Below are 23061 nucleotides of genomic sequence, written 5' to 3'. Positions count from 1 at the left end.
TGGCCGGGGCCCGCCCTGCGCCGCCGCGTTCAGCTTGCCGGTGAGGGTCCGCTACTGAGTCGGTGTCGGGAGGGATTCCGCAGGGGGAGGTCCCGACACCGTGCGCTCTCGTTGGGCCTCCACGGCCCTCCACAGGAAGCCGAGCCCTACGGTGACCAGGAGAAACAGCACGGTGAACCACTGGAAGTACCAGTGCCCGCCCGCCGGGTCGTACACCGCGGCGCGGGGCCACGCGAGGTTGACGGTCATGAAAAGGCCGTAGACGAGGGCGATCGCGTTGACCGGGACGCCCCAGCGGCCGAGGGAGAACAGGGGGCGGCCCTCCTCGTCGACGCCGTCCGGGCCGGGGAACTGGCCGCGCAGCCGTCGCACAAGGAGTGGTCCGGTGACCATCGCGTAGGCCAGGTACAGCATCACGATGCAGGTGGTGCCGATGGCCAGGAAGGCTTCCGGGGAGGCGAAGTTGAGGAGCAGTACGGCGGCTGCGAGGACGCCGACGACCAGGGCCGGGGCGTTCGGCATACCGGTGCGCGGGTTGACCTTGGCGAGGCGGGTGGCGAAGGGCAGCCGGCCGTCGCGGGCCATGGAGAAGAGCATGCGGGAGGCGGCCGTCTGGATCGCCAGCGTCGCCACCGCGATGGCCACCACCACGTCGGCGAGGAGCGCGCGGCCGACTCCGTCGCCGAGGGTGCTGGTCAGGACGTAGCTCAGGCCTTCCACCCCGAGGCGGCCGTCCGTGAGGCTGGGGGCGGCGAGCAGTCCGCCGAGGACGATCAGGCCGCCGAGCAGACCCGCCGCGCCGAGCGCGGTGAGGATCGTACGCGGCGCGGTACGGCGTGGATCGCGGGTCTCCTCGCTCATCTCGCCCGCGCTGTCGAAGCCGATCATCACGTACGCCGCCATGAAGGAGCCCACCATCAGCGCGCCGAACAGGCCGGTGCTGCCCTCGGCGGTGTGGAAGGTGATGCCGGGGGAGCGCTCGGAGTGGGTCAGCAGCAGCACGATGATCAGGACCGCGCCGATGATCTCAGCGGTCACGCCGACCCGGTTGACCACGGACATCACCCGGTTGTCGAGCAGGTTCACCAGCGTGGTCAGGACCAGCAGGATCACCCCGAAGACCGCCGCGTTGGCCGCGCCGTCGGCACTGGTGGGTGTCGGATCGCTGCCCACGAGCTGGAAGCCGGACCAGATCGCGGGCAGCACCATCTGCAGCGCGAGCGCCGCCGCAGCGACCACCACGATCTGCCCGATCACCATGATCCAGCCGGCGAACCAGCCGAAGGAGAGGTTCGAGAGCCGCGAGGACCACTGGTAGATCGAGCCCGAGATCGGATAGCGCGCGGCCAGCTCCGCGAAGCACGCGGCCACCAGCAGCTGACCCACCAGAACGGCCGGCCAGGTCCAGAAGAAGACGGGGCCGCCGAACGCGTACCCGAAGGCGAAGAACTGGAAGACGGTCGTCAGTACGGAGATGAAGGAGAACCCGGCGGCGAACGAGGCGTACCGGCCGAGGCTGCGGTGCAGTTCCTGGCGGTAGCCGAACTCGGCGAGGGACTGGTCGCCGGGGGAATCCGGTGGGTCCGGGCGTACGTCGGAGGGGGCGGTGGTGGTCACGGTGGCACCTGCCTTCGGCGCGGAAGGGTGGGCGGTGGTCCGGCGGTATTCCTGTCGGGTGACAGAAATTAGGGATTGCCTGTTTCGCTCGCGTGTCGCGGCCGTGTCCGCGGCGGGCCTAAGTCCTCACGCCCTTGTGGGCGGGGTCGCCGTTACTTCGAGGCGGAGGCCGGAGCGGGTGTCAGGCGGAGGCCGTAGAGCGCGGTGGAAGCGTGTCCTCGGGAGTGGGCTGAGGCGGGGAGGGTGCGACCCGTCCGCACCCTCTTTCAGCCTCTCGTGGACCAGCTCAAGATCGAGGGAGCGGTCTGAAACGGCATCAATCTGCCCCGCAATTGGCCGAGTTGGCAGACGATCCGGACGCGCACATGGGTGACCTCGGAAACGTCAGAGGCGGCCTCGCGTGACGCGTGGCCGCCTTCCGTCGTGCATGGCTTCCTGAGATCAGGCGGACCACTCCTGCTCCGCCCTGCGATCAGGCCGATGTCTCCTGCTCCGCCTCCACCTGCGCGTTCCACTCCCGCTTCGACGCCTGCCAGCCGTCCTCGTTGTGCCCGAGCCGCCAGTAGCCGGAGATCGACAGGTCCTCGCGCGGGAACTCGTGCTCGACCCGCAGCAGCCGGCGCAGCTCCTTCACGAAGCCCGCCTCGCCGTGCACGAACGCGTGCACCCGGCCCTCGGGGAACTCCAGGGCTCGTACGGCCTCCACCAGCGCCTCGCCGACGGGCCGCTCTCCCCGGTGCAGCCAGACGACGTCCACATCGGAATCGATCTTCTGCTCCTCGGCGGGGTCCGAGATCTCCACGAAGGCGTGCGCCACGGCCCCCGCGGGCAGCGACTCCAGAGCGGCCGCGATCGCGGGCAGGGCGCTCTCGTCACCGGCGAGCAGGTGCCAGTCGGCGCTCGCGTCGGGGGCGTACGCACCGCCGGGGCCGTTGAACCGTACGAGCTCGCCCGGTTGCACGTTCGCCGCCCAGGGCCCGGCGAGGCCCTCGTCGCCGTGGACCACGAAGTCGAGGGTCAGCTCGCGGTGTTCGGGGTTCCAGTGGCGCACCGTGTATGTGCGGGTCACGGGCCACTGGTCGCGCGGGAACTCCTCGCGGATGACCTTCATGTCGAACGGCTCGGGGTAGGTGACGCCCTCCACACCGAACAGCAGCTTCACATAGTGGTCGGTGCACGAACCCGCGGTGAATTCGGCGAGGCCCTCGCCGCCGAGGACGACCCGCTGCATGTGCGGGGTCAGCCGCTCGGTCCGCACGACCCGCGCGGTGTGCGGCTTCGGAGTCCTGCGTTCCGGACGCTCTGCCATGACGGCCTCCCATTCAGCGAGCTAAGGCTTACCTAAGCTAGCACCTCTCTCCAGTTAACACCTCAAACCTGAAGAGTCGAGAGCAACCTGTGCAACGAACCGCCCAAACCCCACCGTACGGCCAACGCGTCCAGCGCGGCCGGGTCGCGCGGCCGGTGCGGCAGCGCGGTGTTGACGTCCGGCAGAGGGACGTCACCGGCGACCTTGACGACCGTGGGCGCCACGGCGACGTACGGCCGTGACTCATCGAGGCGCTTGCGCTGCGAGGGGGTCAGCTTGGCCTTCGGGTCGTCCACCGCCGCCATGATTCCGGCGAGGTCACCGAACTCGGCGAGCAGCTTGGCCGCCGTCTTCTCCCCGATTCCGGGGACGCCGGGCAGCCCGTCGCTGGGGTCGCCGCGGAGCAGCGCCAGATCCGCGTACCCCGGGCCGTCGACGCCGTACTTCTCGCGCAGCCAGGCCTCGTCGGTGAGTTGGAGCAGGCCGACGCCCTTGAGGGGATAGAGGACGCGGATCTCCCGCTTGTCGTCGACCAGTTGGTACAGGTCGCGGTCGCCGGTGACGATGTCGACCGGGCCGGTGGCGCGTCCGGCGAATGTGCCGATCACGTCGTCCGCCTCGTACCCGGACACTCCCACGCGCGCGATGCCCAGTGCGTCGAGGACGTCCTCGATGACGGGCACCTGCGGGGACAGGGTGTCGGGCACCTCCTCCTCGTCCGGGCCGGTCTCGGTCTCCACGGCGACGCGGTGCGCCTTGTAGGAGGGGATGAGGTCGACCCGCCACTGCGGGCGCCAGTCCGCGTCCATGCAGGCCACCAGGTCGTCCGGACGGTGGTCCTTGACCAGGCGGTCGATGAACTCCAGCAGCCCGCGCACGGCGTTTACCGGCGTGCCGTCCGGAGCCTTCACCGAATCGGGAACCCCGAAATAGGCCCGGAAGTAAAGGGAGGCGGTGTCGAGGAGCATCAGGCGTCTGGTCACGCTTCGCATCATGCCGTACGGCACTGACAGGACCGCCGCCGACAGTGACGTGAACCACTCTTGTGTTTGCTCCACCTAAGCGGGGGCAGGCGCCGCCTCTGAACAGAGCCGGTTGCGTCTTCAACCGTCGTTCAAGCGACGTACAGAGGGCCAATCGTTCAAGCGCTCCAGCGTCGAAGCGCTCAGACCTTCCGGACGAGAGGCACACGTGTCATCCAGGCTAGAAGCCGAGCACCTGTACAAGGTGTTCGGCAGACGACCCGAAGAGGCGATGGAGCGGCTCCGTCAGGGAGCGGACCGTGAGGAACTCCGAGCCGACGGCACCACCGCCGCGGTGATCGACGTCTCCTTCACGGTGGAGCCCGGCCAGACCTTCGTCGTCATGGGCCTGTCCGGTTCCGGCAAATCGACCTTGCTGCGCATGCTCAACGGACTGCTGGAGCCGACCGGCGGCCATGTGCGCTTCGACGGTCAGGACCTCACACAGCTCAGCGCCCGCGAACTGCGCGAGGTCAGGGCGAGGAAGATCAGCATGGTCTTCCAGCACTTCGCGCTCTTTCCGCACCGCAGCGTCCGTGAGAACGCGGCGTACGGCCTCGAAGTACAAGGCGTGCCGCGCGCCGAGCGCGAGGAACGCGCCACCAAGGCTCTGGAGCTTGCCGGGCTCGCGGGCTGGGAGAGGTCCTGGCCCGACGAACTGTCCGGCGGTATGCAGCAGCGCGTGGGCCTGGCCCGCGCGCTCGCCACGGACGCCGACCTGCTGCTGATGGACGAGTCGTTCAGCGCACTCGACCCGCTGATCCGCCGCGACATGCAGGACCAGCTGATCGAACTCCAGAAGAAGCTCAAGAAGACCATCGTCTTCATCACGCACGACCTCAACGAGGCCATGCGGCTCGGCGACCGGATCGCCGTCATGCGCGACGGACGTATCGTCCAGATCGGCACCGCCGAGGACATCCTGGTGCGCCCCGCGGACGACTACGTCGCCTCCTTCACCCAGGACGTCGACCGCTCCCGCGTGCTGACGGCGGAGTCCGTGATGGACACCAACCTGAGCGGCGACGAGGCGGACTGCGCCTGCGAGACCGCCACGACCGACACGCCGTTCAACGAACTCTGCGCGATCAGCGCCCGTGTCTCGCACCCCGTAGCGGTGCTCGACAAGAGACAGAAGCTGGTGGGTGTGGTCCCGAGACAGCGGCTCGTCGGCTACCTGGGAGACGAGCAGGGGACCCCCGTCCGCTGTGCCACGCCGCGCGAGAAGGCGGTGAAGGCCGGTGCCTAGGATTCCGTTCGGTGACTGGGTCAACGACACCGTCGACTGGCTCCTCAACCACATGGCGTGGTTCTTCGACTTCCTCAAGACCGTGTTCGATGGTGCCTACGACGGTGTCAACGCCGTGCTCCAGGCCCCCGAACCGCTCCTCCTCGCGGCGATCTTCGCCGTGATCGCGTTCTGGCTGCGCGGCACCTCCGCCGGTGTCCTCACCTTCCTGGGATTCGCCTTCATCGACTCCCTCGAACTGTGGGAGGACGCGATGGTGACCCTCTCGCTCGTCCTTGTGGCGACCGTCATCGCGCTCGTCATATCCGTGCCCGTGGGAATCTGGGCGGCGCGCTCCGACCGGGTCAGCAGCGTCGTCCGACCCGTCCTCGACTTCATGCAGACGCTGCCCGCGATGATCTACCTCATCCCGGCCATCCTGTTCTTCGGTACCGGCGCCCCCGCGGGCATGGTCGCCACCCTGATCTTCGCGCTGGCACCCGGCGTCCGGATGACCGAACTGGGCATCCGCCAGGTCGACAAGGACCTGGTCGAGGCGGCCGACGCGTTCGGCACCACCCCGCGCGACACCCTGCTGCGCATCCAGCTCCCGCTGGCCCTGCCGACTGTCATGGCGGGCGTCAACCAGGTCATCATGCTGGGCCTGTCCATGGCCGCCATCGCCGGAATGGTCGGCACCGGCGGCCTCGGCGGCGACGTGAACCAGGCCATCGGCCAGCTGAACGTCGGCCTCGGCTCCGAGGCGGGCGTCGCCATCGTCATCCTGGCGATCTACCTCGACCGGATGACCAGCGCCCTGGGCACCCAGGTCTCGCCGCTCGGCCGCCGCACCGCCGCCAGGCTGCGGGCCGCGCAGGGCCTGAAGCTCTGGTCCTACCGCCCCCGCCCGGTCGTGGCCATGGTCGGAGTCGTCGTGCTCGCGCTGGTCGCGGGCGGCATGGGGATCTTCGGTGGCAGTGCCACCACTTCCACCGCCGCCGACGGCAAGGACGTGGGCCAGGGCAAGAAGATCAGCATCGGCTACATCCCGTGGGACGAGGGCGTCGCCTCCACCTTCCTGTGGCAGGAGATCCTGGAGGAGCGCGGCTACGAGGTCGAGACGAAGCAGCTCGACGCCGGCCCCCTCTACACCTCGCTCGCCCAGGGCGACATCGACTTCGAGACGGACTCCTGGCTGCCGACCACCCACGAGCAGTACTGGAAGAAGTACGGCAAGGACCTCGACGACCTGGGCTCCTGGTACGGCCCGACGTCGCTGGAGCTGAGCGTCCCCTCGTACATGAAGGACATCAACAGCCTGGAAGACCTCAAGGGCAAGGCCGACGAGTTCGGCGGCAAGATCACCGGCATCGAGTCCAGCGCCGGAATGATGAGCCTGCTCAAGACCAAGGTCCTCAAGGAGTACGGGCTCGACAAGGAGTACAAGGTCGTCGACAGCTCCACGCCCGCCATGCTGGCCGAGCTGAAGCGCGCGTACGCCAAGAAGGAGCCCGTCGTCGTCACCCTGTGGTCGCCGCACTGGGCGTACAGCGACTACGACCTGAAGAAGCTCAAGGACCCGAAGGGCGCCTGGGGCTCGGGCGACGGTGTGCACACGCTCTCCCGCAAGGGCTTCGCCCAGGAGAACCCGGTCGTCGGCGAGTGGCTCAAGAACTTCAAGATGACCGAACAGCAGCTCACCAGCCTCGAGTCGGAGATCAACAAGGCCGGCCAGGGCAAGCAGCAGGACGCCGTGCGCGCCTGGCTGAAGAAGAACCCCGGCGTCGTCGACAAGCTGGCCCCGGTCAAGACCGCCGCCGCCAGTGCCGAGACGAAGCGCCCGCTGGACGTTGCCTGGTTCCCCTGGGACGAGGACGTCGCCGTCACCTACCTGTGGAAGAACGTCCTGGCCCGGCGCGGCTACACGATGAACATGAAGCAGATGGACGTCGGCCCCGTCTACACGGGACTGGCCTCCGGTGACCTCGATCTCAACTTCGACGCCTGGCTGCCGTACGCCCAGTCCAACTACTGGGATCAGCACAAGAACGATCTGAGAGACCTCGGCACCTGGTACGAACCGACCTCGCTGGAGATCGCCGTCCCGTCGTACGTGAAGGACGTCAAGTCCCTCGCGGATCTCAAGGGCAAGGGCAGCACCTTCGGCGGGAAGATCATCGGTATCGAACCGGGCACCGGCGAGATGAACCTGCTCAAGACGAAGGTGCTGCCCGGCTACGGCCTGGACAAGGAGTACAAGGTCGTCGACGGCTCCACGCCCGCGATGCTGGCCGAGCTGAAGCGCGCGTACGCCAAGAAGGAGCCCGTCGCCGTCGTCCTCTGGTCGCCGCACTGGGCGTACAGCGAGTACGACCTCACCAAACTCGCGGACGACAAGAAGCTGTTCGGCGAGGGCAACACGATCCGGACGATCTCCAGCAAGAACTTCCCGGAGCAGTACCCCCAGCTCACCGAGTGGATCAAGAATTTCAAGATGAGCGAGGGCGAACTCGGCAGCCTGGAGGCCGAGATCAAGGATCAGGGCCAGGGGCATGAGGAGGACGCCGTGGCCGCGTGGCTGAAGGAGCACCCGGACATGGTGGAGCGGATGACTCCTCAGTAGTCCTCAGCTGGTTCGGCGAGGGGTGGACCTTCGCCGCACGGGTCACGTGTCCGGTGTCCCGTGTGGCGAAGGCCACCCCTCGCGGAGTTCCCGGAGCCCGCGACTCCTCCGTACGCTCGGCTCCTCTCCTCCCTGCGTTCCTGTGAGACCCCCGTGCGATCCCTGCTCCGCCCCGGCCGCCTCGTCGGCCTCCTCGTGGTACTGCTGACGGCCGTGTCGCCGGGCGCGCACGCGGAACCCACGTCCGCCGTCATGGCGCGGCTGGAGTCGCTGGCGGGGGACGTGCGCGACGCCGACGGTTACGTCTACGACCTGCGGGACGACTCCGGCCACACCATGGACACCGCGGAGATCAGCCAGGCGCCGGACGGCACTTATCTTGCCGTCTACCACTCGACCCTCGCCGACGGCCGCTTCCACTCGGCCGTCGCCACCTCCACGGATCTGCGGACCTGGACCCGCCGCCACGACTTCGGCGCGGGCACCAGCCAGCCCACCCTCGCCGCCGACGGCGCCGGTGGCTACGTACTGGCGTACGAGAAGGATCCGGACAACCACATCGCGGTACGCGGCTACGCCGATCTCGACGCCCTGCTGGCCGGGGACGCCGACCATGCCTACGACGCGCCGCGCACCCTCTCGCGCTGTGCCGAGGGCACGCCGGACATCACAGCCGTGCATGACGGCACTGTCGAACTCACCGGGCACTATCAGGCGCAGTGCGACACCGACCGCCAACTCCGGGCCACCCTCACGGACTTCACGACCTGGCAGGCCGAGCCCGACCAGCACCTGGACCGTGCGCTGAAGGCCTGGGGGACCGGCGGAAACATAGGCGACCGCTCAGCCCTCGAACTCGGCGGCGGCGAGCTGGTGTTGATAGAGGGCCAGCGGCGGCGCGAGGACTTCGGGAGCTGGCGGACGTACGCCTACGATTACTCGACCGGACGGGCCGAACGGCTGACCGTGCGCACCCACGGAGGCAGCCTGGCCTTCGCCAACCCGTCGGCGGCCCTACTCGCCGACCCGCAGGGGCATCCGGCCCTGCTGGTCAGCCTTTTCATCCCGAGCGAGGGCGCGGCGCCCGGTGAAGCGGGCCAGCTCCTCTATTGGCGCGAACTGTAACCCTTACCCTCCTTCTGCGTGTCAGCGATGTGACGGGTGCGTGAAACGGTTTGCCGAACATGCGTAGGGTGCAAACAACTCTTCAGAAGTAGTGGGCCGAAGCACTGGCTGCAGCAGGGACCGACGACGCAAGGGAGGGAGCCGAAGCGATGGGCGACCACAAAGAACAACCCCTTCGGGTGGGTGCGGCAGTACGGCGTCGCCGCCGTGCCCTGGACCTCACCCTCGCCGTCGTGGCCGAGCGCAGCGGCCTGTCGGTGCCCTTTCTCAGCCAGGTCGAGAACGAACGTGCCCGGCCCAGCAAGAGTTCCCTGGAGAGAGTCGCCGACGCACTCGGCACCACGGCCGTCGAGCTGCTCGCCGCGGCCGACCCGGCGTGCAGCGTGGACGTCGTGCGCGCGGAATCCGCCGAGTACGCCCCCGATGCACGCGTGCGCCCCCTGGTGCGCGGTCACCACCAGCTGCACGCCACCGAATTCACCGGCGACCACGACGAGGGGCGTGAACTCCAGCTCCGCAACGACAAGTTGATGTACGTCGTCGAGGGCGCCGTCGAGGTCGAGGCGGAGGGCCGGGCGCATCGCCTCGGGCGCGGCGACACCATGTATCTGACGGGCGGCGTCCGGCACCGGTGGCGGGCGACCGTGCCGGACACCCGGGTGATCGTGGTCGAGGTCGCCGACCACATCGACGCGGTGGAGGACCGCCACAACTCCGGGAAGCGCTGACGCCGGGAGGAAGCCGGTGCGCACTTGGGCGGTGCCGTCCCCTCCTTCGACGACCGACGACCGACGACCGACGACCGACGACCGGCGACCGGCACGCTTTTGGGCGGGGCCGATCCGTCCGTGACCGATCCCCGTTCCGGGTACCGCTGCGATACTGACTGCATGTCCGGTACCTCCGGTTACGCCTTCGACAACACCTCCGAGCACGCCGGCGGGCGCTTCGACGCCCTGGAGACCTGCTACGACCCGGTGACCTTCGCGCGCCTCACCGAGCTGGGCGTCGGTCCGGGGATGCGCTGCCTGGAAGTGGGCGGAGGCGGCGGCTCCGTCGCCGGCTGGCTCGCCGACCGGGTCGGCCCGACCGGCTCGGTCCTCGTCACCGACATCGAACCGCGCTGGATGGACGGCCTGCCCGAGCGTGGCAACCTGCACGTCCTGCGGCACGACATCAGCACGGACGAGCTGCCGGAGGAGGAGTTCGACCTCATCCACGCCCGGCTCGTCCTGCTGCACGTGCCCGAGCGTATGGCGGCCCTCGACCGGCTGGTGCGGGCGTTGCGGCCCGGAGGGTCACTGGTCCTCGACGAGTTCGACTTCGGATACGTCCCCGTGCTGGCGTCACCCTGGCCGGGGGCGGCCGAACTGTTCGAGAAGATGCACGACGCGGTCATGGGCGTCGTCACGCGGGCGGGCGCCGACATTCACTGGGGGCTGCACGCGTACGCCGCACTGCGCGGGGCGGGGCTCGTCGGCGTGGCCTCGTCCACGTACGCCGAGTCCTGGCGCGGCGGCTCACCCGGCAGCCGGCTGCACCAGGTCAACATGCGCCAGCTGGAGAGCCGGCTGGTCGAGGAGGGTCTGACCGAGGAGCAGTTGGACCGCTGTCTGCGCCTCCTGGACGACCCCGCCTTCGCGGTCAACTCCTATCCGCTGATCACGACGTGGGGGAGGCACCCCTGATGCGCGTCGTGTCGCTCGTACCGTCGCTGACGGAGGCCGTGGCCGTCTCCCTGCCCGGCGTCCTGGCCGGCGCGACCGACTGGTGCAGCCATCCGGCGGACCTCGACGTCATACGGATCGGCGGCACCAAGAACCCCAAGGTCGACAGGATCGTCGAGCTCTCCCCCGACCTGGTCCTCGCCAACGAGGAGGAGAACCGCGAGCCCGACCTGACGGCCTTGCGCGCGGCGGGAGTCGAGGTCCTGGTCACCGAGGTACGGGACGTGCCGGGGGCCATCCGAGAGTTGGGACGGGTGGTGGACGCGTGCGGCGCGAAGGCCCGGCCGCGCTGGCTCGACGAGGCGGAGAGCGCCTGGCAGGACCCACCGGTTCCGGATCGTCGTACGACCGCGATCGTGCCCGTCTGGCGGCGCCCCTGGATGGTCCTCGGCCGCGACACCTTCGCGGGAGACGTGCTGGCGCGCCTGGGTGTGGACAACCTGTACGCGACGCACCCGGAACGCTATCCGCGGATCGCCATCGAGGAGCTCAGGGCCGCCGCTGCGGAACTCGTCGTCCTGCGCGACGAGCCGTACCGCTTCACACCCGACGACGGACCGGAGGCGTTCGAGGGCGTGCCCTGCGCGCTCGTCGACGGTCGCCGTCTCACCTGGTACGGGCCTTCCTTGGCGACAGCCCCGCGGGTGCTCAGTGCGGTGCTGCGAGCAGCCTGCCGTTGACCAGGCCGCGGGCCGTGCGGACCGCGGCCACGGCCCAGGCGGCCACGAGGAGCACGTACAGGGCGACCGCAAGCCAGTCGAACACGGCGAGCCCGGTGTGCTTGGCCAGGCTTTCGGCTCCGGTCACACAGGTTCCCACCGGGAAGGTGAAGGCCCACCAGGTCATGGAGAAGCCCATGCCCCGGCGGCGGGCGCGCACCACCATCGCGGCCGCCAGTGCGAGCCAGAACAGCGCGAAACCCATCACGGGCACGCCGTACAGCACGGCGAGCATGCCGAAGCCCTGGTCGAAGGGGGCGGGCACCACGCCGGGTGCGAAGTCCGCGAACTTGCCGACGGCGGTCGTGGACTGACCGAGCGGGCCGAGAACCAGGAAGAGGAGCGGGGTCGACGCCAGCGGCAGCGGGCCCGAGACGAGGAGCCGGGCGAAGACCGACGGCAGCATCACCAGAACGGCCAGCAGGCTGAGCCCGAACATCGCGACGCAGGCGAGGAGGAGGGTCTCCTGAGCCTGGCCCGGCGGGAGATGGGGAACGAGGAGGGGACCCAGCGCCGCGGAGACCATGGGGGCCACTATGGGGAGCAGCCATACGGGACTGGCCTGGCCGGGCTCGATGCGGGCACGGACGATGATGAGGTACGGGACGGCCACCGCGAAGACGAGACCGGTCACCGTTCCTGCCGTGAACAGGACCGCGTCCAGGGCGACCGCCGCCGCCGTACCGATCCAGTCCTGGCCGATGACCAGGGTGGCGCCGCCGACGGCGAGCAGGGCCATCGCGAGGCAGCCGTAGAAGGAGGCGACGGCCGGGTCGAGGAGGTCGGCGCGGGCCTTGTCGCCGTGGTACGTCCAGTGCAGGGTCCGGGCGACGAGCAGGACCACCAGCATGGCCAGTGAGAGCGCCCATACGGTGGCGAACGCGGTCCGCAGGTCCGGAATGTTCCAGGGGAGGCCCGCTCCCGCCGTGGCGACGATCGCTGTGCCCATCACCGAGGCGTACCAGTTCGGACCGAGATGCCGGACGGCGACGGCGCGGCGGGTCCCTGTCGTGCGGGGAGTCGCCGCTTTGTGAAGCCTGAGGGGCTGCGCTGCGGTAACCATGACTCCACCGTCCCGCCGTCCTGGGTTCCTCACCAGGGAGTGCTGCCCTATGAGGGCATAAGCTGGATTTATGAGCATGCCTGAGAAGCCGATCGGGAGCAGGGCTGAGGAACCGGCTGGGCCCGGGGGCGGGGGGATGGCTGCGGGCAGGTCGGAGGTGCCGGCTGCGGGCAGGCCGGAGGTGCCGGCCGCAGACAAGCCCGAGGGGCCGGCCGGGGTCACGCACCATTCCGTCGGGATCGCGCGCCGAGTGCCGGATCTGGGTGCGCTGGAGTTGTTGCTGGCCGTGGCGCGGCTGGGGAGTCTGGGGCTGGCGGCGCGGGAACTGGGGATCACGCAGCCGGCCGCGAGCAGCCGCATCCGCTCGATGGAACGCCAGCTCGGGGTCGCGCTCGTCGACCGCTCACCGCGGGGTTCGCGCCTCACGGACGCGGGGGTACTGGTCACGGACTGGGCGAGGCGCGTCGTGGAGGCGGCCGAGGCGTTCGACGCGGGTGCGCAGGCACTGCGCGACAGACGTGACTCCAGGCTTCGGGTGGCGGCGAGCATGACGATCGCCGAGTACCTGCTGCCGGGCTGGCTGATCGCGCTCCGCGGGCAGCGCCCGGACACGGCGGTGTCGCTCCTCGCCGGCAACTCCGCGTCCGTTGCCCAACGCCTTCTCGCGGACGAGGCGGACCTGGGTTTCGTGGAGGGCCTCGCGGTGCCGACGGGCCTGGATTCGGCGGTCATCGCACACGACCGCCTGATCGTGGTGACGGCGCCGGAACACCCCTGGGCCCACCGCCGCAAGCCCCTCGGCGCGGCGGAGCTCGCGTCGACGCCGCTGATCCTGCGTGAGGAGGGGTCGGGCACCCGTCAGGTCCTGGAGGCGGCGCTCGGTGGCCTGGCCCGGCCGCTCCTGGAGCTCAACTCGACGACGGCGGTCAAGGCCTCGGCGGTCAGCGGGGCGGGCCCTGCGGTCCTGAGCGAGCTGGCCCTCGGCGAGGAACTCTCGGCCCACCGTCTGGTGAGCGTTCCGTTGGCCGACGTGCGACTGGGGCGGTCCCTGCGGGCGGTGTGGCCCACGGGGCATCGGCCTACGGGGCCGGCGCGGGATCTGTTGTCGTTGACGCGGGGGGTTTGAGGGGGTGGGTTTTTCGCCCCCTCCGCCCCTGCCCGTCCCTTGTTCCTGGGGCTCCGCCCCAGACCCCGCTCCTCAAACGCCGGAGGGCTGAAGATTCTTAGCCCGTCCGGCGTTTGAGGACGAGCGCGTTCAGCGCGACAGCGGGGGTCTGGGGGCGGCAGCCCCCAGGTACGGGACGGGCAGGGGCGGAGGGGGCGAAAAACCGATGGCGGGACCCAAGTCGCCACCCGCACCATGCGGGACATGACCCCGACCGCCCCGCCCGCCGCAGGCGTCCGCACCCCTTGGGAAGACCTGCCCCAGCCGGTCCGCGACGCGGTCGCCCAGGTGCTCGGCGCCCCCGTGACCGGGGCGGTCACACAACCCGGCGGCTTCTCACCCGGCGTAGCCGCCCGCGTCACCACGGCGAACGGACACCGCGCGTTCGTGAAGGCGGTCAGCGCCGACACGAACCCCCAGAGCCCCGCTCTCCACCGCAGGGAGGCGAGCAACGCCGCCGCACTGCCGCCCGACACCCCCGCACCCCGCCTCCTCGGCACCTACGACGACGGCACCTGGGTCGCCCTCGTCTTCGAGGACGTCGAGGGCCGCCAGCCCCATGTCCCGTGGCGCGCGGACGAGTTGAAGCTCGTCCTCGACGCCATGGTCGAGCTGAGCCGCACGCTCACCCCGTCACCGGTGGACGCGCCACCGGTGACGAGAGCCATGGCGCACTCCTTCCGCGGCTGGCAGCACATGGCCGACGCGGGCGACACCGGCGAGGGCCTCGACCCGTGGACCGCGGGCCGTCTGCGCGAGCTGGCCGAACTCTCCGCCCCCTGGGGCGACTTCGCCGCAGGAGAGACCCTCGCGCACGGCGATCTCCGCGCGGACAACCTTCTCCTCACCCAGGACCGCCGCGTCGTCTTCGTCGACTGGCCGCACGCCGTGAGGGCGGCGCCCTGGTTCGACCTGCTGGTGATGCTGCCGTGTGTCCGCGCCCAGGGCGGCCCGGACCCGGAAGAGGTGTTCGCCGCCCACCCGGTGGGCAGAGGCGCCGGCCATGAAGGCGTCACCGCCACCCTGGCGGCCCTGGCCGGCTATTTCATCCAGCAGTCACGGCAGCCACCGCCCCCGGGCTTGCCGACCCTGCGCGCCTTCCAGCGCGCGCAGGGCGACGCCGCACTCGAATGGCTCAGGAAGCGGCTTGGACCAACCCGCGCATGACCCGGGGATCCTCACCCATCTCCGGATGCCACTGCACCCCCAACACCCAACCGGGGCCGGGAAGTTCGATGGCCTCCACCGTCCCGTCCACCGCGTGGGCCGAGGGCAGCAGGCCCTCGCCGAGACGGTCCACCGCCTGGTGGTGATAGGTCGGCACGGCGGTCGGCTCCGGCGCGAGACCGGCGTACAGGCTCCCCGGCACGGGAGTCACGTCGTGGCGCCCGAACACCCCGACGTCCTTCACATGACCGTCGAGGTGCTGGACGAGCGTCCCGCCGAGGGCGACGTTGAGGAGCTGCATGCCGCGGCAGATGCCGAGGAGCGGGGTGCCGGAGGCCAACGCGGCGTCGATCAGGGCGAGTTCCCACGCGTCGCGCTCCGGATTGGGCGGCCCGGTGCGCGGGGAGCGCTCGGCGTCGTAGCGGGCTGGGTCGACGTCCGGCCCACCGGCGACGACGAGCCCGTCGAGGCGGGCGACGGTCTCCGCCGCATACGCCGGATCGTCCGGCGGCAGCATCACGGCAAGCCCGCCGGCCCGCTGCACGAGCCGCGGATAGCCGACCGGCAGCAACGCCGCCTCCAGCTCCCACACGCCCCAGCGCGCCTTGGACTCCAGATACGTACTCACACCGATCAGCGGCCTGCCGCCCACGCTGCCTCCTCCGCACTCAATGGAACGCGTCCGTACCTTTGCCGGACGGTCGCATGGAAATCAAGCCCCTACGGGCTCACGTCAGGAACCCCCGAAGCAGCGCCGCCGTCCCCCCGCAGTGCTCCCGCATCATCTCCCGCGCCCCGTCCGCGTCCCCGTCGAGGACCGCCTCGACCAGCGCGCTGTGCTGCTGCTGGGAGTGCTCCAGGTTGCGTACGAGGAGCGGGATGCAGTCGAGAAGGTCGTTCACGGAGGCGCGTACGGCGGCGTACCGGGCGGCGAGCGAAGGGGAGCCGCACAGTTCGGCGAGGGTGAGGTGCAGCATGGTGTCCAGGCGGCGGTAGTCGGCCAGCGGAGCGTCCTGTGTGCGGGCGAGGGCCTCCCGCAGCCGGCCGGTCTGCTCCTCGTCGAGGCCGTGCGCCGCGCACAGGCCCGCCGCGCCCACCTCGAGGACCTCGCGGAAGCGCAGTACGTCCTCGATGTCGACCTCGGCGACCCGGCGCCGCAGCTCGTGCTCGCCAGGCGCGTCGGCCCTCGGCAGGACGAACGTGCCGCCGTACCGGCCGCGGCGCGCCTCGACGAGTCCCTGGTCCTGGAGCACCTTCAGCACCTCGCGCAGGGTCACCCGGCTGATCCCGAGCCGCTCCGCCAACTCACGCTCGGCGGGCAGCCGTTCACCGCCCGGCACCAGACCGAGCCGGACGATCTGGAGGATCTGCTCCAGCGCCTCCTCGAAACCGTTGCCCGCCCGGACCGGCCGCAGCACCGGCGTCAGCCGGTCGTCCGCTCCGCCGTCGGTTTCCGCCCAGGTCATCTGGTCGTGCCCCCTTCCCAAGCAATGGTTCTCAGCAATACCTTATGACTCTCGGCTGACCCAAGGAGGCTTTTCCGGTGGCAGACCGCACACCCCCGCTCACCGTCGAGGACTTGCGCGGCCTGGTGGAGGGCGGTGAGATCGACACGGTCGTCCTGGCCTTCCCCGACATGCAGGGCCGGCTCCAGGGCAAGCGGTTCGCCGCGCGCTTCTTCCTCGACGACGTCCTCGAACACGGCACGGAGGGCTGCAACTACCTCCTCGCCGTCGACACCGAGATGAACACGGTCGACGGCTACGAGATGTCCTCCTGGGAGCGGGGATACGGCGACTTCGCCATGCACCCCGACCTGAGCACGCTGCGCCGGGTGCCCTGGAACGAGGGCACGGCCCTGCTCATCGCCGACCTCGCCTGGAACGACGGCTCCCCGGTGGTGGCCGCGCCCCGCCAGATCCTGCGCCGCCAGCTCGACCGCCTCGCCGAGCTCGGCCTCACCGCCCAGGTCGGCACGGAACTCGAGTTCATCGTCTTCAAGGACACCTACGAGCAGGCCTGGGACGCGCGCTACCGCGACCTCACCCCGGCGAACCAGTACAACATCGACTACTCGGTGCTGGGCACGGGCCGGATCGAGCCGCTGCTGCGCCGCATCCGCAACGAGATGCAGGCGGCGGGCCTGATCGTCGAGTCCGCCAAGGGCGAGTGCAACCCTGGCCAGCACGAGATCGCCTTCAAGTACGACGAGGCCCTCGTCACCTGTGACCAGCACGCCGTCTACAAGACCGGCGCCAAGGAGATCGCCTCCCAGGAAGGCGTCTCACTCACCTTCATGGCGAAGTACAACGAGCGCGAGGGCAACTCCTGCCACATCCACCTCTCGCTCGCGGACAAGGACGGCACCAATGTGATGGCCGGCTCCTCCGACGACCCGGGCGGCATGTCGGAGATCATGCGGTACTTCCTCGCCGGGCAGCTCGCCGCGCTCCGCGACTTCTCGCTCCTCTACGCCCCGAACATCAACTCCTACAAGCGGTTCCAGCCGGGATCCTTCGCCCCGACGGCCGTCGCCTGGGGCTACGACAACCGCACCTGCTCCCTCCGCGTCGTCGGCCACGGCCGCTCGATGCGCTTCGAGAACCGGCTCCCTGGTGGCGACGTCAACCCGCACCTGGCCGTCGCCGGACTCGTCGCGGCCGGCCTGTACGGCATCGAGCACAAGCTGGAGTTGCCGGACGTGTGCGCGGGCAACGCGTACGCCGCCGACTACGAGCACGTTCCCACCACCCTTCGCGAGGCCGCTGAGCTCTGGGAGAACAGCCCCATCGCCCGGGCCGCCTTCGGCGACGAGGTGGTCGCGCACTACCGCAACATGGCGCGCGTCGAGCTGAACGCCTTCGACGCCGCGGTGACCGACTGGGAGCTGCGCCGCTCCTTCGAACGTCTGTGAGGCCGACCTTGTCGCAGCTGCACGAACTCGATGTCCTCAACCCGGCGACCGAGGAGGTCATCGCCACCGTCCCGGGTGCCACTCCGCAGGACGTCGACGCCGCCGTCGTACGGGCGGGAAAGGCACAGACCCGGTGGGCTGCCCTGGCTCCGGGCGAGCGCGCCCGGCTGCTGCGCCGCTTCGCCGTCGTCGTCGACGAACACCTCGAAGAACTGGCCCGGTTGGAGGTCAGAGAGGCCGGTCACGTCATCGGCAACGCCCGCTGGGAGGTGGGCAACGTCCGTGATCTGCTCGACTACGCGGCCGGGGGAGTGGAGCGGCTGACCGGCCGCCAGATCCCGGTCGCCGGCGGCCTGGACATCACCATCCTCGAACCGCTCGGCGTCGTCGGGGTCATCGCCCCCTGGAACTTCCCCCTGCCGATCGCCGCGTGGGGCACCGCACCGGCACTCGCGGCGGGCAACGCGGTCATCCTCAAGCCCGCCGAGACGACGCCTCTGACGGCTCTGAGGCTGGCCGAACTGGGCCTGGAGGCCGGTCTTCCCGAACATCTCTTCCAGGTGCTCCCGGGCTCGGGTCCCGTCGCGGGCAACGCGCTGGTCGAGCACCCCGGCGTCGCGAAGATCGTCTTCACGGGGTCAACCGCCGTAGGCAAACGGGTGTTGGCAAAGGGTTCGGCGCTCCTCAAGCGCGTCACCCTCGAACTCGGCGGCAAGAGCCCGAACATCGTCTTCGCCGACGCCGACATCGAGGCCGCCGCGGCCACCACCCCGATGTCCTTCCTCGACAACTCCGGCCAGGACTGCTGCGCCCGCACCCGCATCCTCGTCCAGCGCTCCGCGTACGACCGCTTCCTCGAACTCCTCGCCCCGGCCCTCGCGTCCGTCGTCGTCGGCGACCCGTCCGACGAGCGGACCCAGATGGGCCCACTGATCTCCAAGGTGCAGCTGGAACGCGTACGTTCGTACGTCGCCGCCGACGCGCCCGGCATCCACGGCAAGGCGCCCGAGGGCCCGGGCTTCTGGTTCCCGCCCACGGTCCTCACCGACGTCGAGCCGCACGCGCGTGTGGCCGTCGAGGAGGTCTTCGGCCCGGTCGCGGTCGTCCTCCCCTTCGAGGACGAGGCGGACGCGATCCGGCTCGCCAACGCCACCGAGTACGGCCTGTCCGGCTCCATCTGGACGCGTGACGTCGGCCGCGCCCTGCGCGTCTCGGGAGCCGTCCGCGCCGGCAACCTGTCCGTCAACTCCCACTCCAGCGTCCGCTACTGGACCCCGTTCGGCGGCTTCAAGCAGTCCGGGATCGGCCGCGAACTCGGCCCGGACGCCCTCACCGCCTTCACCGAAACCAAGAACGTCTTCATCAGCACGGAGGGCCCCGCACAGTGACCGCTGACACCCCTGACATCATCTGCCGCCGGCTGGTCGGCCGTACCGCCGTCATCACCGGCGCGGGCAGCGGCATCGGCCTCGCCACCGCGCGCCGGCTCGCCTCCGAGGGCGCCCATGTCGTCTGCGGCGACGTCGACGAGACGAGCGGCAAGGCGGCCGCCGAGGAGGTCGGCGGGATCTTCGTGAAGGTCGACGTCACCGACCCCGAGGAGGTCGAGGCGCTGTTCAAGACGGCGTACGACACCTACGGTTCCGTCGACATCGCCTTCAACAACGCGGGCATCTCACCGCCCGACGACGACTCCATCCTGGAGACGGGCCTTGAGGCCTGGAAGCGGGTCCAGGAGGTCAACCTCACCTCCGTCTACCTGTGTTGCAAGGCCGCGATCCCGTACATGCGGCGCCAGGGCAAGGGCTCCATCATCAACACGGCGTCCTTCGTGGCCCGGATGGGCGCGGCGACCTCGCAGATCTCCTACACCGCCTCCAAGGGCGGTGTGCTGGCCATGTCCCGTGAACTGGGCGTGCAGTTCGCGAGGGAGGGCATCCGGGTCAACGCCCTGTGCCCCGGACCGGTCAACACCCCTCTTCTCCAGGAGCTGTTCGCCAAGGACCCCGAGCGGGCCGCACGCCGGCTCGTGCACATCCCGGTCGGCCGGTTCGCGGAGGCCGACGAGATCGCCGCGGCGGTCGCGTTCCTCGCCAGCGACGACTCCTCCTTCGTGAACGCCAGCGACTTCCTGGTGGACGGCGGAATCTCGGGCGCGTACGTCACACCGCTGTAGAAGAGACCGCGGGCCGGACACCGTGTACTGATCTTCGATGTACGTCCTAGAGTGCCGGGATGAGCATGACGCCTCCGCCCGGCTGGTACCGCGACCCGTCGTACCCGCTCGTCGAGCGCTGGTGGGACGGGACCGCGTGGACCGACCACCGGCGTCAGCCCGATGTTCTCCAACAGCCGTTGGCGCGGCCGGAGTTCCCCGAAGGGAGCTCCGGCCGCGCCAAGGCCGTCGCCCTCGTCGTCGCCGGAGCCGTGCTGGTGGCCTCGATCGTCACCGGCGCCGTACTCCTCGGCCGGAACGACGACACCGCCGACGCGGCGACCAACACCACGCCGACCACTGAGCCGGCCACCCCATCCGCATCCGAGCCCCCGGCCGAGGATCCGGCGGTCGAGGATCCGGCGGTCGGCGATCCGGCGGTCGTCGTGGACGAACTCAACGGCATCACCTTGCCGTTGCTCGACGGCTGGGCGAGGCCGGAGAACGTCGTCGAGGACGATGTGGTGATGACCACTCCGGGGACGTACGACTGCCCCGGCCACCCCGGTCTCTGCCGCCACGGGTGGGTCATCTCACGCACGGTCACCGGGAACGACGAGAAGTCCCCGGAAGTCCTTGCGCGAAAGGACATCGGGGACGCGGCGGACAGCGCGTACGACCGTGACCTCGTCGACCGGCGACCCTTCCACGGCATCGACTCGCACAAGCAGGTGAAGGCGGGACCGGTCGCCGTCGCCGGGCGTGCCGGGTACTTCGTGCGCTGGCAGGTCAAGACCGCTGCCGGGCCCGGGGGTTACGTCCAGTCGCTGGCGTTTCCGTCCAGCGTGGGTTCTCAGTCGCTGGTCATCGTCCGGTTCGCCTTCGACGCGGGTGGGGACGGGCCGCCGCTGTCCGACATGGACCGCATCACCAAGGGGATCCGGCCGGCGGACGACGCGGACACCGGTGGGGGCGTGGGCAGCAGTATCGGCCCGTCCCGGTAGACGCCGCTGGCGTCAGAGGTCAGAGGAAGGTGTGGCCTTCCCCGCGATACGTCGGGACGGCCGCCGTCACCGAGTCGCCCTCCACCAGATGGAGCGTGTCGAACCGCTCGCACAGCTCCCCGGCCTTGGCGTGCCGGAACCACACCTTGTCGCCGATGAGCAGGTCGTCCGCGGGGGCGCCGATCAGCGGAGTCTGCACCTCGCCCGGACCCTCCTGGGGGTCGTACTTCAGACCTTCCGGGAGGTAGGGCACGGGCAGCCGGTCGGGACCGGCGGCGCCCGAGGCCGGGTAGCCGCCGCCCAGGACGGTCACGATTCCGACGCCCGGCCGGCGGACCACGGGCTGGGCGAAGAGCGCGGCCGGACGCCCGCTGAACGAGGTGTAGTTGTCGAAGAGCCGCGGTACGTACAGTCCCGACCCGGCCGCGATCTCCGTGACCGCGTCCTCGGCCGCCGTGTGCTGCACGCTGCCGGTGCCGCCGCCGTTGACGAACTCCAGGTCGGGCTCCACGGCCCGTACGGCGCTGACGACGTCGGCGCGCCGCTGGATGAGTTCCTTGCGGGCTGTGGCCTGCATCAAGCGGACGGCACGTGAACGGAAGGGCCGCCCCTCGACCGCGTCGCCGACACCGGCGATGTGACCCTCGTACGCCATGATCCCCACGAGCTTGAACCCGGGCCGCCGGGTCACGGTACGGGCCATCTCGGCGAGCTGGGCGGGGGAGCGCAGGGGCGAACGGAGGGCGCCGACGCGGACCCGCCCGCCGAGCAGCTGGAGGGAGGTGTCCAACTCCAGGCAGACGCGCACGACTTCGGTGCCGCCCTGGCGTGCCTCGTCGATGAGGTGGAGCTGGGCCGGGTCGTCGACCATGACGGTCACGGCGGCCGCGAGCTTGGGGTCGGAGGCCAGCTCCGCGAAGGCCTTGGTGTCGGCGGACGGGTAGGCGAGCAGGATGTCCTCGAAGCCGGAGCGGGCCAGCCAGATCGACTCGGCGAGGGTGAAGGACATGATTCCGGCGAAGCCGTCCCGGGCGAGGACGCGTTCGAGCAGGGCGCGGCAGCGGACGGATTTGCTGGCGACGCGGACCGGTTTGCCACCGGCCCTGCGGACGAGATCGTCCGCGTTCGCGTCGAAGGCCTCCAGGTCCACGATCGCGAGAGGGGCGTCGAGGTGAGCGGTGGCCCGGTCGTAGCGGGCCCGGTCTGCGGCGCGGGCAGTCATGACCGAAGCCTGCCAGACGGGATTACCGCTGGGTAGGGGGACGTTCCGGGCAGATCCCCCGGGCCCGCGGACTGGTTCACTTCGGCCCCACGTCAACCCGTAGAGTGACGCGCACGCAGGGAGGAACGACCTTGCCCGGGCGGGGTACGCCCGGGGTGACGGCCCCCCGGTGCGGGTATGCGTGCCCGTGGCGGGCGACCCGGACGGACGCCCTTCCCGCAATGAGCTACGACGGCCCGGAAGAGCTCCGAGGCGAGCCGATGGCCCGGGTACGAGGGAACGGGGGGTGCATGAGCACGGAAGCGCGCCGCGCCTCAATTCCCCCACGCCCATCGGCCCCACCTCACCCGGCCACTCCTCCCCACCCGGACCAGCCCCCGACTGCGGACAATCCGCAATCCCCGGACCGGCGCCCGGCGTCGGACAATCCGCAATCCCCGGGCCAGCCCCCGGAGTCGGAAAACCCGCAAACCCCGGACCAGCCTCCGAGGCCGGACCACGCACCCTCACCGAACCAGCCACCGACGGCCGGTGCTCCGACGCCCGGTCAGCCGTGGAGGCGGGACGAGCCTCCGACATCCGGCCAGCCGCCGAGGTCGGGGCTTTTGCCTGAGCAGGGTCAGTCACCGACGTCGGGTCAGTCACCGCGGCCGAACGAGCCGTCGAGGCCGGACCGCCCGTGGGCTCCCGACCAGCATCCGAGGCCCGGTCATTCACCGGGGCCCGGTCATTCACAGAGGCCGGACCCGTCACCGACGTCGGGCCAGCGGCCGACGTTCGGTCAGTCAGCTGGGTCGGGCCAGCCGTCCGGGTCGAGCCAGCCGTCCGGGTCGGACGGGCTGCGGGCTTCCGGTCAGCCTCCGAGGCCGGGTTATTCGCCGACGTCGGGTCAGCCGCTGGTGTCCGGTCAGCAAGCGAGGTCGAACGAGTCGTCCGGGTCGGACCCGTCGCGGGCCTCCGACCAGCGTCCGAGCCGGGACCAGTCACCGACGTCGGGTCAG

At 70.3% G+C, this 23061-nt stretch carries 19 protein-coding genes; 12 read left to right on the top strand and 7 right to left on the bottom strand.

The genetic code is table 11. The features are described 5' to 3' along the window. Positions 1-51: 51 nt before the first annotated feature. The 3 genes from ACFVKT_RS27470 to ACFVKT_RS27460 form a co-directional block, all read right to left on the bottom strand. Positions 52-1617, bottom strand: a complete 1566-nt coding sequence (locus tag ACFVKT_RS27470) for an amino acid permease (protein ID WP_385736039.1) — start codon at positions 1615-1617, stop codon at positions 52-54. Positions 1618-2089: 472 nt separating this feature from the next. Beyond that, on the bottom strand, positions 2090-2926 hold the full coding sequence (locus ACFVKT_RS27465) for a siderophore-interacting protein (protein ID WP_385736036.1): 837 nt from the start codon (positions 2924-2926) through the stop codon (positions 2090-2092). A gap of 62 nt (positions 2927-2988) precedes the next feature. Next, entirely contained in the window at positions 2989-3918 is a 930-nt protein-coding gene (locus tag ACFVKT_RS27460; protein ID WP_385736595.1) for a 5'-3' exonuclease H3TH domain-containing protein, read from the bottom strand. A 199-nt stretch (positions 3919-4117) separates the two neighbouring features. Between ACFVKT_RS27460 and ACFVKT_RS27455 the strand changes: the two genes are divergently transcribed. From ACFVKT_RS27455 to ACFVKT_RS27430, 6 genes are all read left to right on the top strand, one after another. After that, the gene (locus ACFVKT_RS27455) at positions 4118-5197 is read left to right on the top strand and encodes a glycine betaine/L-proline ABC transporter ATP-binding protein (RefSeq protein WP_385736033.1); all 1080 of its coding nucleotides are present in this window, start codon (positions 4118-4120) and stop codon (positions 5195-5197) included. Then, entirely contained in the window at positions 5190-7799 is a 2610-nt protein-coding gene (locus tag ACFVKT_RS27450) for an ABC transporter permease/substrate binding protein (protein ID WP_385736030.1), read from the top strand. Before ACFVKT_RS27455 ends, ACFVKT_RS27450 begins: the two co-directional genes overlap by 8 nt. Positions 7800-7952: 153 nt before the next feature. Next, the gene (locus tag ACFVKT_RS27445; protein WP_385736028.1) at positions 7953-8924 is read left to right on the top strand and encodes a hypothetical protein; all 972 of its coding nucleotides are present in this window, start codon (positions 7953-7955) and stop codon (positions 8922-8924) included. Between the two features lie 149 nt (positions 8925-9073). Then, complete coding sequence (locus ACFVKT_RS27440; RefSeq protein WP_385736025.1) at positions 9074-9652, top strand: helix-turn-helix domain-containing protein; 579 nt, start codon at positions 9074-9076, stop codon at positions 9650-9652. Positions 9653-9814: 162 nt separating this feature from the next. Next, on the top strand, positions 9815-10612 hold the full coding sequence (locus tag ACFVKT_RS27435; protein WP_385736022.1) for a class I SAM-dependent methyltransferase: 798 nt from the start codon (positions 9815-9817) through the stop codon (positions 10610-10612). After that, positions 10612-11331 carry a helical backbone metal receptor gene (locus ACFVKT_RS27430; RefSeq protein ID WP_385736019.1) on the top strand — a complete coding sequence of 240 codons (720 nt, stop codon included), beginning with the start codon at positions 10612-10614 and terminating at the stop codon, positions 11329-11331. Before ACFVKT_RS27435 ends, ACFVKT_RS27430 begins: the two co-directional genes overlap by 1 nt. Here ACFVKT_RS27430 and ACFVKT_RS27425 read toward each other — a convergent pair. Next, positions 11300-12433 (bottom strand): TDT family transporter, encoded by a 1134-nt coding sequence (locus ACFVKT_RS27425; RefSeq protein ID WP_385736016.1) that lies wholly within the window; start codon positions 12431-12433, stop codon positions 11300-11302. The two genes, ACFVKT_RS27430 and ACFVKT_RS27425, sit on opposite strands and share 32 nt — an antisense overlap. A 238-nt stretch (positions 12434-12671) precedes the next feature. Between ACFVKT_RS27425 and ACFVKT_RS27420 the strand changes: the two genes are divergently transcribed. Continuing rightward, positions 12672-13559, top strand: coding sequence for a LysR family transcriptional regulator (locus tag ACFVKT_RS27420; protein WP_385736592.1), 888 nt, complete (start codon positions 12672-12674; stop codon positions 13557-13559). Between the two features lie 243 nt (positions 13560-13802). After that, complete coding sequence (locus ACFVKT_RS27415) at positions 13803-14765, top strand: aminoglycoside phosphotransferase family protein (protein WP_385736013.1); 963 nt, start codon at positions 13803-13805, stop codon at positions 14763-14765. Here the strand turns inward: ACFVKT_RS27415 and ACFVKT_RS27410 are convergent. Next, a complete protein-coding gene (locus ACFVKT_RS27410; RefSeq protein ID WP_385736010.1) occupies positions 14734-15417 on the bottom strand; it encodes a gamma-glutamyl-gamma-aminobutyrate hydrolase family protein in 684 nt (227 codons plus the stop codon). The two genes, ACFVKT_RS27415 and ACFVKT_RS27410, sit on opposite strands and share 32 nt — an antisense overlap. Positions 15418-15493: 76 nt before the next feature. Continuing rightward, on the bottom strand, positions 15494-16231 hold the full coding sequence (locus ACFVKT_RS27405; RefSeq protein WP_385736006.1) for a FadR/GntR family transcriptional regulator: 738 nt from the start codon (positions 16229-16231) through the stop codon (positions 15494-15496). A 77-nt stretch (positions 16232-16308) separates the two neighbouring features. On the opposite strand from ACFVKT_RS27405, the gene ACFVKT_RS27400 reads away from it, so the two are divergent. The 4 genes from ACFVKT_RS27400 to ACFVKT_RS27385 all read left to right on the top strand — a co-directional run bounded on the left by ACFVKT_RS27400 (position 16309) and on the right by ACFVKT_RS27385 (position 20838). Then, positions 16309-17679 (top strand): glutamine synthetase family protein, encoded by a 1371-nt coding sequence (locus ACFVKT_RS27400; protein WP_385736003.1) that lies wholly within the window; start codon positions 16309-16311, stop codon positions 17677-17679. Positions 17680-17687: 8 nt separating this feature from the next. Continuing rightward, complete coding sequence (locus ACFVKT_RS27395) at positions 17688-19067, top strand: aldehyde dehydrogenase family protein (protein ID WP_385736000.1); 1380 nt, start codon at positions 17688-17690, stop codon at positions 19065-19067. Beyond that, the gene (locus ACFVKT_RS27390; protein ID WP_385735997.1) at positions 19064-19855 is read left to right on the top strand and encodes a 3-oxoacyl-ACP reductase; all 792 of its coding nucleotides are present in this window, start codon (positions 19064-19066) and stop codon (positions 19853-19855) included. The genes ACFVKT_RS27395 and ACFVKT_RS27390 overlap by 4 nt, the downstream gene beginning before the upstream one ends. A gap of 65 nt (positions 19856-19920) precedes the next feature. Next, entirely contained in the window at positions 19921-20838 is a 918-nt protein-coding gene (locus tag ACFVKT_RS27385; protein ID WP_385736589.1) for a DUF2510 domain-containing protein, read from the top strand. Between the two features lie 19 nt (positions 20839-20857). Here ACFVKT_RS27385 and ACFVKT_RS27380 read toward each other — a convergent pair whose 3' ends face one another. Further along, complete coding sequence (locus ACFVKT_RS27380) at positions 20858-22060, bottom strand: amino acid deaminase/aldolase (protein WP_385735994.1); 1203 nt, start codon at positions 22058-22060, stop codon at positions 20858-20860. Between the last annotated feature and the right edge of the window lie 1001 nt (positions 22061-23061).

The organism is Streptomyces sp. NPDC127595 (assembly GCF_042671685.1).
Taxonomy (GTDB): Bacteria; Actinomycetota; Actinomycetes; order Streptomycetales; family Streptomycetaceae; genus Streptomyces.
The sequence above is the reverse complement of the archived record's forward strand: the minus strand, read 5'-3'. Positions and strand labels throughout refer to the sequence as shown.

Bases quoted from the DNA above. Each gene is read 5' to 3' on its own strand.
- ACFVKT_RS27465 (WP_385736036.1), bottom strand. From the start codon at position 2,926: ATGGCAGAGCGTCCGGAACGCAGGACTCCGAAGCCGCACACCGCGCGG.
- ACFVKT_RS27460 (WP_385736595.1), bottom strand. From the start codon at position 3,918: ATGCGAAGCGTGACCAGACGCCTGATGCTCCTCGACACCGCCTCCCTT.
- ACFVKT_RS27440 (WP_385736025.1), top strand. From the start codon at position 9,074: ATGGGCGACCACAAAGAACAACCCCTTCGGGTGGGTGCGGCAGTACGG.
- ACFVKT_RS27435 (WP_385736022.1), top strand. From the start codon at position 9,815: ATGTCCGGTACCTCCGGTTACGCCTTCGACAACACCTCCGAGCACGCC.
- ACFVKT_RS27430 (WP_385736019.1), top strand. From the start codon at position 10,612: ATGCGCGTCGTGTCGCTCGTACCGTCGCTGACGGAGGCCGTGGCCGTC.
- ACFVKT_RS27425 (WP_385736016.1), bottom strand. From the start codon at position 12,433: ATGGTTACCGCAGCGCAGCCCCTCAGGCTTCACAAAGCGGCGACTCCC.
- ACFVKT_RS27415 (WP_385736013.1), top strand. From the start codon at position 13,803: ATGACCCCGACCGCCCCGCCCGCCGCAGGCGTCCGCACCCCTTGGGAA.
- ACFVKT_RS27405 (WP_385736006.1), bottom strand. From the start codon at position 16,231: ATGACCTGGGCGGAAACCGACGGCGGAGCGGACGACCGGCTGACGCCG.
- ACFVKT_RS27385 (WP_385736589.1), top strand. From the start codon at position 19,921: ATGACGCCTCCGCCCGGCTGGTACCGCGACCCGTCGTACCCGCTCGTC.
- ACFVKT_RS27380 (WP_385735994.1), bottom strand. From the start codon at position 22,060: ATGACTGCCCGCGCCGCAGACCGGGCCCGCTACGACCGGGCCACCGCT.